We start from the raw sequence: 14,334 nt of genomic DNA on the forward strand, positions 1-14,334 counted from the left end.
CCCAATCATCGAACGCGTCATCGCGGCCGAGGCTCTACGCCGCGCCTTCCTCGCACTCGATCCCCCGCTCGCCGAGCAAGCAATTAGCGCCAGCACCCACGGAGACTTCGGCGAGACCGGCCTCTGGAAGACCACCTTTCGCAAGCCGATCGCGCAATGGCTCGCCAATGCCGCCGATGCGGTCGCGCCCACGCGCGAGATCACGCACCACACCGAGCTTGAGAACGACGACCTGGACAGGCTCGACGCCTTCGTGCGCACGGGCCTGATCGAACGCATCGACCGGGCCGTCGACTCCGGCCACTTCGACATCCCCGAGCTCTCCGAGCTCCTCGCGAACGCCGGAGTCCTCCCGATGTTCGGCTTTCCGACTCGAGCCCGCCCGCTCTACATGGAAGCTCCGCAATCGCGGCGATCGCACGACAAGTCCGTCGTCTCAACGAGGCCGCTCGACATGGCCGTCGCCTCGTTCGCTCCCGGAGCGGAGGTCACGAAGAACAAGGCCACGCACGTCTGCGTTGGGTTCGCCGCGTATCGCCCCTTCAGAGGCAAGTTGACCGCGGTCGACCCGCTGCAGCAACGCCTTGAGATTCAGCAGTGCACGGCGTGCAACGGAGTCCTCCCCACCGCCGACGCACCGAGTCGCGACGCGCCGTGCTCGATCTGCGGAGGAGACACTCGCAACATCGACCTCTTCCAGCCCAGTGGCTTTCGCACGGACTTCCAGCCTCGCGACTATGACGACACCGCCGAGATCGGAAGCCCGGTAGACCGGCCGGTCCTGGCCTGGCAACAGGAGCCCGACGGCACCCGAATTCGCGCCGTCTCGGCGCGATCGCTCCAGGCGCGAGAGCTGTACACCATCAACGACCGCGACGGCGACCTCTACGCCATGCATCGTCACGAAGGCGGGTACGTCGTGACGACGCCGGACGTCTACGACGACTGGCCAGCGATACCGCGTCTCGCGGACGTCCGCGATCCGGATCTGACCGGCGCGATTGGCGCGGTCCGTCCGACCGACGTCCTCCTGATAGAGCCTGGCTGGCTGGCCCTTCCCGCCAGCAAGGGCGCTCTAACGGTCAGCCGCGCCCGGCCGTTCAGCGAGGCCGCGCTCTGGTCCTACGCCGAGATCTTGCGGATCGCTGCCGCGGACCTCCTATCCGTCGACCCACGGGAGCTCGACGTCGGGCTCCAGCCGTACGCCGCTCCACACGGACCGTCGCGGCGTATCTTCATCGCTGACCGGCTCGAGAACGGGGCAGGCTACGCGCGTCACCTCGGGCGCCCGGCCATGCTCGAGCGGCTCCTGGATCACGCCGTCGACGTTCTGGGCCCCGGTTTCATGCGCACCGAGCACCGCGAGCGATGCGAAGCATCTTGCCCGGACTGCCTCGCCTCCTACGACAACCGCTTCTTGCACTCGAGGCTCGATTGGCGTCTCGGCCTGGATCTCGCTGAGCTCGCAGCCGGACGAGACCTCGACGAGAGGCGCTGGCTCGACGACGCTCCGGGCATCGCAGCGAGCGTTGCTGCCGGCTTCGAGCTCGAGCATGTGGTGCTCGACGAGCTGCAAGCGCTCCGAGATTCAGACGGCACCATCACCATCCTGGGGCACCCGATCTGGCTGGCTGACGGCCAGCCACGAGACCCGAGGCAACTCGCCGCGGAGCGAGCCTCCCGGGCTCCGGTGATCCGTCACGCTGATCTCCACAGCGCCTTGCGCTTCCCGCAACGCATCGTGGTCCCCGACTGAAACTCGCCTCTCCTCAAACCGAACTCTGGCGGGGGCCTCCACCCGCCTTCAGTAGAGCGTCCGTCTGCTCGTACGCACTGCGCTCCTCGAGGACCCGACTGCATGAGCGACGGCGGGCATTCCACGCACCAGATCGAGGGGCAAGCGGCGGAGCGCTACGTCGCCTCAGTAGTCGCGGCCAAGAACCGCAGAAACGCGCTCCTACGCAGGCTATTCGGTACGGGACTCGCGGCGCGGTGTACGGTCGGTCCATGCTTGGCAGCGATGTCACACGTGGACGGGCCCACCATCTCGGGCCACAAGGCCCGCTCCGGGCGGCGTGCCGGTGCCGCGTTGCTGCGCCGACAGCGTGAGTAGCTCGTCCGCCGCCGGACCTGCTCTTGGGTACATCTTCCAGTTCCAAGTCGCCCTCCTTCAGGCTTTGCCGCTAGCCCTCGCTCGGAAGGACGCGTCGGTAAGCCTCGAAGTGTTCGATGACGTGTCGTTCGATTTCGGTGCAGGAAGTCCTCGCTCCGTGATCCAGGTGCATCACGGCATCAATTCGACACGGGAGCTGCTCGACACGTCAGCGAAGGTCTGGCGGACGTTCGCAATCTGGACGGACGCTTGGCGCGATCTGGACGCCGCTGAAGACGTGGTCATGACGCTGGTCTCGACGCAGCCGGCGCGAGCAGGCTCGGGCATCGCTTCGCTCAGACCGGGATCGCGCGACCTCAACCACGCGATCGAGACGCTAACCGCGGTCGCAGAGGAACGCGGGGGGGCGAAAGGCACCGCCGCTGACCGGGCAAGGTTCCTCTCGTTGGACGAGGCCGAACGGCGGGCACTACTTTCACGGGTGACCGTCGCCGACGAGGCCGCTCGAGCAACCGATGTCCGAGCTGAACTCAAGCGGATTCTCCAGCCGTCGCATGAGGAACGGTTTGTCGCGAGCATGGCCGATCAGGTTGAGGGAGCCTGGTGGCCGTTGGTTGTCACGGCGCTGCAGACGAAGCAGCCGATCGGCATCGACGCCATCGGCGAGACTGTCGACGAGGCGCGGCGGGCGCTAAGCGACAACGCCCTTCCAATCCTGCGCCTTGAGGACTTCTCTGACGATGAGTTGCCGCCCGGGGATCCGCAGAACGCCCGTTACATTCGCTGCCTCCTCGAGATCAAGGCGAGCGCTCGCCGCCGCGAGCAGGCGATCGAAGACTTCGGTCGCGCGTTCGCTCATCGCTCACGATGGGGCCGGCGCGGGCTTCTGGGGCCGTTGGAGTTCGAGCGCTATGAAGGAGATCTTTTGGCCCAGTGGCTCATCGCCAGCGACCGGATGCTCCGCGAGGTCGACGGCGAGACAGAAGACGAGCGGCTCGCCGCCGCTGGCCACACGATGTGGGACGTGCTCGAAGCCGATGTGCGTCAGCCATTGCGCCCGCACACGACGGACACGTTCATCCAGCGGGGTTCCTTGCACGGGCTAGCCAATGACGAACGTCTTGCGTGGCATCCGAACGCCGCCCGCGGGTTTCATGAGGTCTCAGACGTGGAGGATTCCGCGTGAAGGCCTGGTCAGAACGTCCGGTTGAGCAGCGCACGTTGTTCAATCCAGCGTTTCTCGCCACGCTGGCACACGAGACCGCCCGTGGCCACGTCGATGAGGCTAACGAAGCCCTCCCGTTCGCATCGGTGTTTCTTGCCGTGCCGGCCGTGCTGCACCATCCCACGCGGGAAGCGCTGCCGACGATCAGGACCTCAATGAGTGTCTGGCTGCAGCGCAATCCCACAGCCAGGGTCGACCTGCCCAGCTACTGCCGTGGCCTGTCGCCGTTCGTCCGAGAGGCGCTCCTGTTCGGAACAAAGGCCGGTGCACTCAAGATCCATTCCGGCGGAACGATCATGCCCATCGTGTCGCTGGCGGCCCTCGGAAGGAATGGATCACCGGAAGTGACGCGCTGCCGAAAGCGCGCGCACTTCATGGGGCGTTGGATCGCCAGGGCCGGAGATCCCGTCACCATGCTCTCGCTGTGGGGGTTGACCGTCTGATGCAGATCGAATCGATCGTTCTCTACCACCGTGACGGCGAGCGCGTGCACGAGGTCCCGTTTCAGATGGGCGCCGTCAACGTCATCACGGGGGTCAGCGACACCGGCAAGTCAGCCGTGCTCGAGATCATCGACTACTGCCTCGGAAGCAGCACCCACGGCGTCTACCGGGGAGACGAACTCGAAAGCATTGGCTGGTACGGGCTGCGTCTCATGGTGGACGGGACGCCCGTCTTCGTTGCCCGAGAGCGCCCGCCGCTCGGCCAAGCCTCATCTGACCGCGCGACGTTCATCATCGGCGCCGGCGAGATCCCGCCAGCGTCAGCCATCAAGCAGACGACGAACATCGGAAGCGTGATCCAGCAGCTCGGCTCGTTGCTCGGCATGGGAGAGAACGAGCAGGCACCGCCAGAAGGCTCGACGCGCGCGGCTGTGACCGCCACGCTTCGCCACGCGACGTCCTACACGTTTCAGCGTCAACGTCTCGTCGCGGATCCGAAGTACCTCTTCGACGGCCAGGAGGACAACTTCAAGGAACTGCACATTCGCGACACGCTGCCGTACTTCCTGGGGGCGGTCGACCAAGACGCCCTTGCGCAACGGCGCCAGCTGCGCACTCGCCGGGCGGAGCTGAAGGCGGCGGAGGCGCGCCTTGCGGATGTCGACAACGAGACGCAAGCCACCGCTCAGCGCGCGCTGGCGCTGCTCGCTGACGCGAGAGAGCACCAGCTGGTGGAGCGCATCAGCGAGGTGCCACCAGAACACCTCCGGAGAGCGCTGGCGGAGGCAGTAGAGCACGTGCCCGCAACGGCGCCCGCTCTGACGGGCGATGCTGAACGAATAGCGGCGCTGCAGGACCGCAAGGCCGACGGCGCTACCGAACTCGGAGAGCTCCGGGCTCACAGGCGCGCCTACGTCAATCGCCAGCGACTCGCTCGTGACCTTGCATCGGAGTCATCCGAGCATCGCGCCCGGTTGGCGAGCCTAGGGTTGTTCCCGGGCAACACCGGCACGGGTAACGGCGCCGAGTGCCCGCTCTGTGGCGGAACGGACCACGCACACGACCCCGGGCCGGCACAGCTGCGTGCCGAGCTCGAGCGCGCATCAGAGCAAGCCGCGGCGTCCGTCGCCGTGGAACCAGAACTGCAGGCCGATATCGATGCGCTCGACGTCAACATTGCGAACCTCCAAGGGGCACTCGACCAGACCGACCGCGAGATCCAAGAGCTGGTGCAGCGGAGCGCGGTCGCGCGACGTACCCGCGGACGCCTTGAGCAGCAGGCCTACGTGCGTGGCCGGATCACCGGCTTCCTCGAGGAGCACCCGCCCTTGAACGAAGGCCAGCGAGCACTGCTCGTCACCGAGGCCGAGACTGCCCGCGGCCGCGTCGAGGCGCTCGAGGAAGCCCTCAGCGCCGACACCACCCGGACGCGCACCGAGAACGCACTGGCCTACATCGGCTCCGACATGACCGAGATGGCCAAGGCGCTCCGACTCAGCTACGCCGTCGACGGCGTTCGCCTCGATCCCGTGAGTCTCACGGTGGTCGGCCGGACGCCCGCGGGCCCGGTGTGGCTCAACCGCGACATCGGCAGCGGCAAGAACTGGGTCGGCTACCACGTCGTGACGCTCCTCGCCCTGCACAAGTACTTCAGCAACCACCGTCGCCCGGTGCCGCGGCTGCTCATCTTGGACCAGCCAACGCAGGCGTTCTTTCCCAAGACGAAACAGGACGCTCCGGACCGCTCTCTCAGCGACATGAAGGATGAGGACCAGGTCCAAGTCGGGCGGATATTCGACCTCATCAAGCGCACTGTTGACGAGCTCCAAGGGCGGCTACAGGTCATCATCATGGACCACGCGCAGCTCGACACCGACTGGTTCGCCAAAGCGGTAGGACCCCACAACTGGCGCGGTCCCGGGCGAGGCCTCGTGCCTACAGACTGGTACTAACGCTGGCCCGTAGGAGGCGGGAACGAGGCCGCCTCGACGTTCGCGGCGGCGCACGAGTCCCTCGACGCTCGATGGCGAGAAGCAGAGCACCAACGGGGAATGCGCGGCGCACTCGAGCGCCGACGCATCGATACGCCCTGTCTCGACAGTTGGCCGGACAACTCGCTAACTCAGGCGCCTCGAGGCATCGAGCAGACGGTCCGCGTAGAGGTCTGCGGCTTTGCGAACCCAACGGTCCGACACGCGGAGATACCACGCACATCCGTTGGCAAGCGCCCAAGCCGCCGAAGCAACGAATCTAACTTCGCCGGTTGTCAACTCCAGCAAGAGCGACGTAGCGATGACCGCGACGCAAAGGCCAAGCGCGATCGGACGTAGGCCGAGCGTGTTTCGACGAAAGCCATACTCGGCGTTCTCGGCGAGCACGAGCGGGAAGCCCTCGCGGGTGCGCTCGCGGAGTTCTGCGACTGCTTCGTCGTAGCGGCGATCGGCACCGGCGGGATCGGCTTGTTCCTCGTCGCGGGTAGGCAGGGGATCGACGAGGACCCGTCCCAGACGCTCGTGCAGCCGGGCGACCGCATCGGTACCACCCGCATCCCGCCAACGGAGGCGGCGGATAGTCGGTGCTCCACCCCACGACCTCCAAAGGGTTGGCTGGATCGCCCGCCCTCGATCTCGTACGGCTCCGCAAACAACGACCCCGACCACGCCCAGCACGATGGCTATCGGAGACGTAGAAGCCGAAGGAACGACAGCACCAGCAACCAGGAGTCCTAGAGCCGGGAGCGCCGCGAGTACGGCCGGAGCGAGGCGCGCCTTGCGCGTGTACGCATCGAACATCCCCTGCGTCGACCTAGTCCTCGTCGACCTCGTCCATAGGTGCGAGCGGAGTTGCCGCCGACCACCCCGCGCGCAGCGTTGAACCGTGGTGATGCCACTTGGATTGACCTGCCGTCGCGTAGACGTCGCAGCCTCGCCGCATGTAGGCATTGACGACTCGACCTGACGGATGCTTCTCGGACTCTGCGACCACGCTGACGAACGCGCTCTTCTCGCTTGGCGCCCCAGGAGCACCGAGAATTCGGTCGAGCAACGCCGAGGACGCGTTCCGCCGGCTGCCGTGATGGGGGACTTGGACGAACGACAACTCCCCTGCAAGTCCGAGGGCCTCCGCAGCGTCCCAGGCTCGATCGAGGGCTGGGACCCCGGCGTCCGCCGTGAACAACGACCGCCGGCCGTCGACGGTGAGCAGCGTGACCATCGAGGAGTTATTCCGCGGGGTGACCTCCTTGGCGTCGAATGGGATCTCGACGGGCAGCGCACCGGCCAAGCGATCGAAAACCCCCCGGGCTGCCTCGACGAGCGCCTTCGCCGTGGACGGTGGCGACGCTGGCCCGAGCTGCTCTGTGACGAGGCCGTCGTAGTAGTCCCTAGTCGGCCCGAGGATGGTTATCGCTCCGCCGAAAGCCTGGGAACCGGCGAACGCCTCCTCGACAACCGTACCCTGGCCGGCGGCGACCGTGATCAGATCGGCGACGGCCGCGGCCGCCGGGAGGCTTGAGCCGCCATGCGCTCCGATGTCGTGGAGCCACAGCTCCTTGACCGTGAGCCCGCGGACGACCTCGCCCATCCCGCCGATGTGATCGCCATCTGGATGCGTCAGGATCGCGAGGTCGACGGTGTCCGTGCCGTAGTACGCCTGGATATGCGACACCAGTTCGACACCATCGTCTTGGAAACCAGCGTCGATGACGACGACGACCTGTCGTCCGGTGTCGGGTCGAGTGAACCTCAGAGCAATAGCGTCGCCGGAGTCCTTGCCATCCCCAACGGGCAGAAAGTCGATCTCGTACATGCGCGTCCACCGAGCAGTCAGCGGGTGTCGCGTCGCGGGGATTCTCGCCCGGGCTTGATGGTGTCGCTGTCGCGAATCTGGCCGTCGACGCCCTTGATCCGCAACTCGCCCCCTCCTGCCCCACCGACGATCTCACGACCGCGATCGATCGCCTCTGCCTGCGTACGCGTGATAGCGCTGGCACGCTGGTGATCCTCGCGAACGACCTCCCACGAACCATCCCCGCGCCGCTGAACGTAGCGGTCGTTGTCGTTTCCTGTGCCCATTCCCTTGACCCCCTTGAAGAGTTCGTATGTACGGGATATAGAAGAGCCTCCTCGCATGGCCGGACGGAACCGCGCCATGCGGGAACCAACCCCGCGATCTGTCCGCTCCGGCCCATACGTTGGCGGCGTGTCCGCGGTGCCAGACGCCCACAGCGAATACCTTGATCCAGCCGATACCGCGCTCGCTCAAGAGTTCCTTGCGATCAAGGACCGAATCGCTGAGGCGAAGGATCGCGCGGATCGCCTGCGGGCCCTCGCGGATCACCTCGAAAGGCAAGCTGCACGCGACGAGCATGCGCTTCGTGAGCTTGAAGGTGCTCTCGGTCTTGCCGCCCAGATGCAGATCGAGCAACTCGACCGCGATCTCGGTGGTCGTCGGCTCCTGGAGGTCGCCGTCGCGGTTCTTGAGCGCGAGGTCGAGCCAGGGCAAGCCGTGCACTACCGCGAGTGGTATGCCCTGCTCTGCGCCGCCGGATTCCGCGCCAAGGGGCAAGACCCGCTCGCAAACTTTCTCGCGCAGATTAGCCGCTCGGAGAAGGTCGAACCAGTCGGGAGACGAACCGGGCAATACCGGCTTCAGGCGGCCTAGCAAAGCCGTCCGCAACGAACGGGCCCGTCGCGATGGAGCGCGCTGCGCCGCCGTCGGGAGCGTCTAGACGATCTACTCGCCCGACCACACGTCGAAGCTAGGCAACTCCAGGCACTCGCCGCGGCGAGTGCCTAAATCGCCACCGATCCGCGAGAATCGCCGGGTATCCGCAAGCACCGACGGCGCCGATATCAGCACGAACTCCCTGCATATCGGCACCTCCTGCGCAGCAGCTTCCCCGCATCGCACCCAGGAGGTCGTCGGTTCGAGCCCGACTAGCTCCACCTCAGGAAACGCAGTGCCCGAGACCCCTGTCACCGACAGGGGTCTCGCCGTTTCAGCAATTGCACGCTGGCGATCCGGGCGCCGAGACCAGGTCCGCTGGGTAGCGCCTCTAGGTAGCGCTTGGGTCCTGCAGTCGGTCGGCCAGAGCCGAACTCGGCCGGCGCCGTGCCCGCCCGAGGTCCGAGTCGCGTCGGAACGCGGTTCTAGGCTTGGCTGGTGGCAATCGACGATCGGACTCGCAAGCTCCTTTGGGGCCGCGCCGGTGGACGATGTTCGATCTGCCGGGTCAAGCTCTCGCGGGAAGCCGAAGTCGAGGGCGATCGACCCGCTGTCATCGGCCAGGAGTGCCACATCGTCGGCCGCCGTGTGGGAGGTCCCCGAGGTGCAGAGGACCTGAAGGATCGAGACGCGTACGAGAACCTCATCCTGCTGTGCCCGAACGATCACGTTCGCATCGACGCTCAGCCGATTGAGTTGTTCGTCGACCGCAGCGCGCGCTGTAACCCAAAGACCGTCGTCGAACCGCTCGAGGCACCGGGCGCCGAAACGGCCGAACTCCACTCCTCCCGGGCCCGTCGCCGTGGAGCGCGATGGGTTCGCGACAGGGGTTCTTCCCCTCCCGCAGGAACGCTCTTCGCGTTCCCTGGTCCGCGAGCGAGGCGACGAGAGCCCTCAGCTCCGCGTGCCGGTTGGAGAAGGTGCGTCGCTTACCGGCAGACGGCCACGGGAAAGGCAACCCGCGAACCTTCATGCTGACGCAGACGGATCGGACCGCGCTAGTCTCGGTGCATGCACATGCAGGTAGCGGGTCGGACGTGAAGGCCACCGTCGCGACGGACGCCAGCGCCGCATGGTCTCGGGTCGCCGCCTTCGCGTCGGCCGTCGACGCGAGCCTGGGCAAGTGGCTCCTCGAGACCTACCGGGTCGGACTCACGGAATACCGCGCGCTGGCGCACCTGGAGGACGCCCCGGACAACGAGCTGCGAGTGAACGATCTCGCGCAGCGCGTGGGCCTGAACCAGAGCTCCGCGACCCGCCTTGTGAGTCGCCTGTACGCGAAGGGCCTCACGCGACGCGATGTCTGCCCCGACGATGCGCGCGGGGTCTACGCGGTCATCACGGAGCAGGGCGCGACCCTCGTCCACGAGGTCCGCGGCCCGTACGAGGACCGGGTCCGCGAGCTCCTCGGTGGCGCGGCGGCGCACTTCCCCCAGGTCGACGCCGTGCAGCTCGGCCGCGACGTGACCGACGTCGGAGCGCTGATCTCCCCGGCGTGAGGTCCGCCGTGTACGCCGGTTGCGAATCGCCCGCATCCTGATATATGTATGTACATGCAGCGAACTGATCCCAGAACACCCACCGCAGACCCGGCCGGAGGAGGTGCACGATGAGCTGGCTCTACCTCGGTATCGCCGTGGTCTTCGAGATCACGGTGGCGCTCTCCGCGAGCAAGGCGGAGGGATTCACCAACCGGAAGTGGACGGCGGCGACGCTGGTCAGCGGCGCGATCGCGACCCTCTTCCTCAGCCAGGCGCTCCTCACGTTCGACGTGGGCGTCGGCTACGCGCTGTGGACCTCGGTGGCCGGCGTCGGGATCGTCGTCATCGGGGCACTCTCTCTCGGGGAGCGCCCGTCCGGCAAGCAGCTGCTCGGCATCGGCATCGTCGTCGCCGGCGTCGTCGGGCTGCAGCTGAGCGGAGCCGCCTGATGAGCTCCTCGAGTCCCGTCCCCACCACCGTCCGTCCGGAGCCCGCGCGCTCGAACGAGCGGGACCGACCCGCGACGCCGAACGCCCCAGCCGCCGAGGCCCGCGCCCGCGCGTGGCTCGTGCTCCTCCTGGCCGGCGTGTTCGAGGTCGGGTATGCGCTCAGCGTCGGAGGCAGCGAGGGGTTCACCGTGCTCAGCTGGTCGCTCTCCGCGGTGGTCTTCTTCCTGCTGACGCTCCTCGCCCTGAGCGTCTCCCTGCGGGCGATCGACGTCGGGATCGGCTACGCCGTCTGGGCCGGCATCGGCGCCGTCGGCGCCGCCATCCTCGGCCCCGTGTTCTTCGACGAGTCGCTCACGCTCGTCCGGGCCTTCTGGCTGGCGGTCATCATCGCCGGAGTCGTCTGGCTGAAGCTCGCGGATCGCCCGCAGCAGGGGGCCGAGCAGCCCGCGTCCGTGGCGGATCCGACGGCGTGACGGGGCGGGACGGCGGGCGGCGGCCGGGCGGGACCGCCGACGCCGTGTCACGGTACGGGGACGCCGGGGTCGCGGGCCGGCGTCACCGGCGCCAGTGCCCGGTAGGTCCCGCCCGTCCGGGCGAGCGGCCGCAGGGCGTCCACGTCGATGTGGCCGCTCGCGCGGCCGATCCGTCGTTCCACGTGGAACCGGAGCGCCCAGGCGATCACGACCTCGTCACCCCCGGGCCGGATGATGTCGTGCACGACGCACTCGATGGCGATCGGCGTCCCCGTGACCCTCGGGGGCCGTACGTCGACGGAGGGAGTCGTCGCCAGGCCCAGGCGTTCTGCTTCGCCGGCCTCGCGGGGCAGCTCGGCCGCAGACGCCTCGACGACTTCCCGATGTTCCTGCGCGGCGATGTTGACGACGAGCTCGCCAGTCGCCCGGACGTTCGACGCGGTGTGCTTCTCCCGGCCGTCGGGGTGGCGCTCGACAGTGATCGCCAGAAGCGGCGGCGACGTCGAGACGACGGTGAAGAAGCTGAACGGCGCGACGTTGACAAGGCCGTCCTCCCCCACGGTCGTCACCCACGCGATCGGCCGGGGGACGACGCAGCCGAGGAGGAGCCGGTGGCGCACCGCCGCATCGGTCGCCGCGGCGTCGAAGGACCGGTGACCGTCACCAGTGGCGGGTCGGGCTGCCATCGAGGACCTCCACGCCGTCCGTCGTAATCACGAGGTCGTGCTCGAAGACCGCCGACCCGACGCCCTCGTGGCCGGCCATCGCCTCGACGGTCAGGCAGATGCCGGGCTCGAGGGTCCACGAGACGTCGGGCAGGAGGAACGGCTCGTCGGTCGCCAGCCCGAGCCCGTGGCCGTGCGAGTACGACCCGGGGTAGCCGAAGGTCGGCTCGCCGTCCGCCCCGACGAGCCCGGCCTCGGCGAGGCCTCCGCGGACGACGGAGTAGACGTCCCGGCTCGCGACCCCGTCGCCGACCGTCGCCGCGCCCGCCTCGACGGCCCCGAGCACCCCCTCGAGCAGTCGCAGCTGGCGATCGTCGGGGCGACCGCCGACGACGACCGTCCGGGCGACGTCGAACAGGTAGCCGTCGACCATCCCGACGCAGTCGAGGTGGAACAGGTCGCCGCGCTCGATCGTCCGATCCGTCCACGATGGCAGCCGCCCGTGCGCGAGCTCGTGGCTGTGGGGCCCCGAGGACACCAGGGCGTCCCAGAGGACGGCGCCGCCCGCCACGCCGGCGGCGAAGCCCGCCGCCACGGCTTCCCGTTCCCGCGTGCCGGGCCGGAGCGCCCGCTCGAGGATGGCGTCGACGACTGTCGTCCCGACCTCTCCCGCGTGACGCAGTGCATCGAGCTCGGCGGGGCTCTTCAGGTAGCGCAGCCGCTGCAGGAGGTCGTCGGCCGCCACGAGCGTCGTGCCCGCCAGCAGCGTCCTGACCCGCCGGTCGAGCGATGCGACGATCACGTCACCGCCCGCCAGCCCGAGGGCCCCGCCCCGCAGGTCCCGCTCGGCCAGGACCTCCGCCACCACGCGCGGGAGGTCCGTGGCGTAGCGGACGTCGGCGACGCCGACCCGGTCGCGCCGCCAGTCCGGCACGTCGACGACCAGCGTCGGCTCGCCGTCCGCCGGCAGGACGAACGCCGCGTGCGAGCGGCCGGCACCCGGGACGGATCCCGGCAACGGGATGTCCGGCATCAGCGGCCAGTAGGTGTAGTGCCCGCTCAGGTAGAAGACGTCGAAGAACCCGTCGAGCGCTCCCCCGCCCCGCGACCAGACCAGCAGACCGTCGAGGCCCCTCGCACGCAGCGCGTCCTGCGCGCGACGCCACCGGTCCTCGTGCTCCGTGCTCACGACGCGGCCTTCGCGGCGGCGATCGCGGGCCGCACCCGGGGGTCGGTCCGGATGAACTCCTGGAGCCGCGGGTCGTGGAACGCCGCGACGAGCTTCTTGATGTTGTCGCTGCCGGCGTAACGACTGCCGATGGTGAGGATGCCCGCGAACCGCTCGGGCGGCAGCGGCGCGAAGATCGCCTTGCTCGCCGGCACGCCGGCGTTGAGGAAGAACTCGAACGAGCTGACCGACGCGTCGACGTCGCGGAAGACCCGCGGCTGGGACGCGAAGTCGACGAGCTTCCACTTGAACCCGCGGGGGTTGTCGATGTCGCGCAGCTGGGCCGTGCCTTCCGTCACGCCGTCGTGGATCCGGATCAGTCCGGCCTTGGCCAACTGGCTCAGGCCGATCGAGAGGTTCGCCGGATCCGAGGTCAGCGAGATCGTCGCGCCGTCCGGGATCGCGTCCGTCGACCGGTAGCGGTCGGACCAGACGCCGAAGCGCCAGTGGAAGATCCCCGGCCCGCCGGCCTGGAGCCGGAATCCGGGGTTGGCCTCGAGGACCTGGTCGAGCCAGTCCTGGTGCTGGTAGATGGTGCCCGCGATCCGCCCGTCGCTGACCGCGCGGTTGAGCTGCGTGCTGTCGTCCAGCGGGACCCCTTCGACGCGGATGCCGTAGTCCGGCGCGATGCGCTCGCGCACCTCCTCGACGATCGCCTCCTGGGCGGGGTCCCCCGTCATCCAGGCCACCTTGAGGGTCGCGCCCGCCCGGGTGAGCGAGGCGGACGAGTCGTCGCGGTCGACGACCAGGAAGAGCCCGGTGGCGAGCACCGCGACCGCCGCGACGATCGCGGCGAGGGTCCGGGCCTGGCCGCGCCGGGAGCGGACCTCGAAGCCGTGTCCGGGCGGCGCGGCGGCCGGCGGGTCCGTGGCCGAGTCGGCCTGCGTGGTGGGGTCGGGGTGATCGGTCATGCGGTGGGACTCCTGTGGTGGAAGGGGCGCCCGATCGTCGGACGCGTGGACGGCGAGGACGGAGGAGGAGGCGGCCGGGTCAACCCGGGGCCGCGCGGCGGGCGAGCAGGTCGCCCACGAGCTGGACGACGGCGACGGTCAGCACGAGCAGCACCACCGCGCCGACCATCGCGTGGCCGTCGAAGCGCTGGTAGCCGTAGGCGACGGCCACGTAGCCGACGCCGCCCGCACCGATCGAGCCGGCGATCGCCGAGTACTCGATCATCGCGATCGTGCTGATCGTGACGGCGCCGATCAGGCCGGGGACCGCCTCGCCGACCTGGGCGGTGCGCACGACCTGCAGGACCGTCCCGCCGCACGCCCGTCCGACCCGGGTGGCCTCGGCGGGAACGTCCCGCAGGGCGTTCTCCGCCAGCCGGGCGAAGAACGGCACGCCGGCGACCGACATCGGGACGACGGCGGCCCAGACGCCGATCGTGGTCCCGGCGACGAGTCGGGTGAACGGGATGATCGCCGCCATCAGGACGAGGAAGGGCAGCGAGCGCCCGAGGTTGAGGACCGCCCCCAGGGCGCGGTGCACGGGCGGGTTCGGGGCGAGCCCGTCCGGCCCGGTGTTGTGCA

At 68.6% G+C, this 14,334-nt stretch carries 15 protein-coding genes; 8 read left to right on the plus strand and 7 right to left on the minus strand.

Annotated elements, in window-relative coordinates; translation table 11 throughout:
• The 4 genes from AB0L40_RS21220 to AB0L40_RS21235 all read left to right on the plus strand — a co-directional run.
• Positions 1-1,756 (plus strand): DUF1998 domain-containing protein (locus tag AB0L40_RS21220; protein ID WP_364359278.1); only part of this gene is annotated, 1,756 nt, incomplete at its 5' end.
• A gap of 466 nt (positions 1,757-2,222) precedes the next feature.
• Positions 2,223-3,299 (plus strand): ABC-three component system protein, encoded by a 1,077-nt coding sequence (locus AB0L40_RS21225; protein ID WP_364359281.1) that lies wholly within the window; start codon positions 2,223-2,225, stop codon positions 3,297-3,299.
• Positions 3,296-3,781: a three component ABC system middle component gene (locus AB0L40_RS21230; protein WP_364359284.1), complete on the plus strand. Its 486-nt coding sequence runs from the start codon at positions 3,296-3,298 to the stop codon at positions 3,779-3,781. The genes AB0L40_RS21225 and AB0L40_RS21230 overlap by 4 nt, the downstream gene beginning before the upstream one ends.
• Positions 3,781-5,733 (plus strand): DUF3732 domain-containing protein, encoded by a 1,953-nt coding sequence (locus tag AB0L40_RS21235; protein ID WP_364359287.1) that lies wholly within the window; start codon positions 3,781-3,783, stop codon positions 5,731-5,733. Before AB0L40_RS21230 ends, AB0L40_RS21235 begins: the two co-directional genes overlap by 1 nt.
• A gap of 165 nt (positions 5,734-5,898) precedes the next feature.
• On the opposite strand, the gene AB0L40_RS21240 is transcribed toward AB0L40_RS21235, so the two are convergent.
• The 3 genes from AB0L40_RS21240 to AB0L40_RS21250 all read right to left on the minus strand — a co-directional run bounded on the left by AB0L40_RS21240 (position 5,899) and on the right by AB0L40_RS21250 (position 7,932).
• Entirely contained in the window at positions 5,899-6,450 is a 552-nt protein-coding gene (locus AB0L40_RS21240) for a hypothetical protein (RefSeq protein ID WP_364359290.1), read from the minus strand.
• Between the two features lie 136 nt (positions 6,451-6,586).
• Positions 6,587-7,588: an MBL fold metallo-hydrolase gene (locus AB0L40_RS21245; RefSeq protein WP_364359293.1), complete on the minus strand. Its 1,002-nt coding sequence runs from the start codon at positions 7,586-7,588 to the stop codon at positions 6,587-6,589.
• Positions 7,589-7,605: 17 nt separating this feature from the next.
• Positions 7,606-7,932, minus strand: a complete 327-nt coding sequence (locus AB0L40_RS21250) for a DUF2188 domain-containing protein (protein ID WP_364359296.1) — start codon at positions 7,930-7,932, stop codon at positions 7,606-7,608.
• A 49-nt stretch (positions 7,933-7,981) separates the two neighbouring features.
• Between AB0L40_RS21250 and AB0L40_RS21255 the strand changes: the two genes are divergently transcribed.
• The 4 genes from AB0L40_RS21255 (at position 7,982) to AB0L40_RS21270 (ending at position 10,909) form a co-directional block, all read left to right on the plus strand.
• Positions 7,982-8,443 (plus strand): hypothetical protein, encoded by a 462-nt coding sequence (locus AB0L40_RS21255; protein ID WP_364359299.1) that lies wholly within the window; start codon positions 7,982-7,984, stop codon positions 8,441-8,443.
• A gap of 1,100 nt (positions 8,444-9,543) precedes the next feature.
• Positions 9,544-10,005, plus strand: a complete 462-nt coding sequence (locus AB0L40_RS21260) for a MarR family winged helix-turn-helix transcriptional regulator (RefSeq protein WP_364359302.1) — start codon at positions 9,544-9,546, stop codon at positions 10,003-10,005.
• A 110-nt stretch (positions 10,006-10,115) separates the two neighbouring features.
• On the plus strand, positions 10,116-10,436 hold the full coding sequence (locus tag AB0L40_RS21265; RefSeq protein ID WP_364359305.1) for a multidrug efflux SMR transporter: 321 nt from the start codon (positions 10,116-10,118) through the stop codon (positions 10,434-10,436).
• Positions 10,436-10,909, plus strand: coding sequence for a multidrug efflux SMR transporter (locus tag AB0L40_RS21270; RefSeq protein ID WP_364359308.1), 474 nt, complete (start codon positions 10,436-10,438; stop codon positions 10,907-10,909). The genes AB0L40_RS21265 and AB0L40_RS21270 overlap by 1 nt, the downstream gene beginning before the upstream one ends.
• Before the next feature lie 47 nt (positions 10,910-10,956).
• On the opposite strand, the gene AB0L40_RS21275 is transcribed toward AB0L40_RS21270, so the two are convergent.
• The 4 genes from AB0L40_RS21275 to AB0L40_RS21290 form a co-directional block, all read right to left on the minus strand.
• Complete coding sequence (locus AB0L40_RS21275) at positions 10,957-11,529, minus strand: flavin reductase family protein (RefSeq protein WP_364359311.1); 573 nt, start codon at positions 11,527-11,529, stop codon at positions 10,957-10,959.
• 40 nt (positions 11,530-11,569) lie between these two features.
• Positions 11,570-12,763: a Xaa-Pro peptidase family protein gene (locus AB0L40_RS21280; RefSeq protein WP_364359314.1), complete on the minus strand. Its 1,194-nt coding sequence runs from the start codon at positions 12,761-12,763 to the stop codon at positions 11,570-11,572.
• On the minus strand, positions 12,760-13,713 hold the full coding sequence (locus AB0L40_RS21285) for a MetQ/NlpA family ABC transporter substrate-binding protein (RefSeq protein ID WP_364359317.1): 954 nt from the start codon (positions 13,711-13,713) through the stop codon (positions 12,760-12,762). Before AB0L40_RS21285 ends, AB0L40_RS21280 begins: the two co-directional genes overlap by 4 nt.
• 79 nt (positions 13,714-13,792) lie before the next feature.
• A partial coding sequence (locus tag AB0L40_RS21290) for an ABC transporter permease subunit (RefSeq protein WP_364359320.1) occupies positions 13,793-14,334 on the minus strand: 542 nt, incomplete at its 5' end.

The sequence above is a fragment of the Patulibacter sp. NPDC049589 genome, assembly GCF_040675535.1.
Lineage (GTDB): Bacteria > Actinomycetota > Thermoleophilia > Solirubrobacterales > Solirubrobacteraceae > Patulibacter.

What these genes read in the sequence shown, in the direction of transcription:
- AB0L40_RS21235 (WP_364359287.1), top strand. Translation starts at nt 3,781, where the DNA reads ATGCAGATCGAATCGATCGTTCTCTACCACCGTGACGGCGAGCGCGTG.
- AB0L40_RS21245 (WP_364359293.1), bottom strand. Translation starts at nt 7,588, where the DNA reads ATGTACGAGATCGACTTTCTGCCCGTTGGGGATGGCAAGGACTCCGGC.
- AB0L40_RS21250 (WP_364359296.1), bottom strand. Translation starts at nt 7,932, where the DNA reads ATGGCGCGGTTCCGTCCGGCCATGCGAGGAGGCTCTTCTATATCCCGT.
- AB0L40_RS21265 (WP_364359305.1), top strand. Translation starts at nt 10,116, where the DNA reads ATGAGCTGGCTCTACCTCGGTATCGCCGTGGTCTTCGAGATCACGGTG.
- AB0L40_RS21270 (WP_364359308.1), top strand. Translation starts at nt 10,436, where the DNA reads ATGAGCTCCTCGAGTCCCGTCCCCACCACCGTCCGTCCGGAGCCCGCG.
- AB0L40_RS21285 (WP_364359317.1), bottom strand. Translation starts at nt 13,713, where the DNA reads ATGACCGATCACCCCGACCCCACCACGCAGGCCGACTCGGCCACGGAC.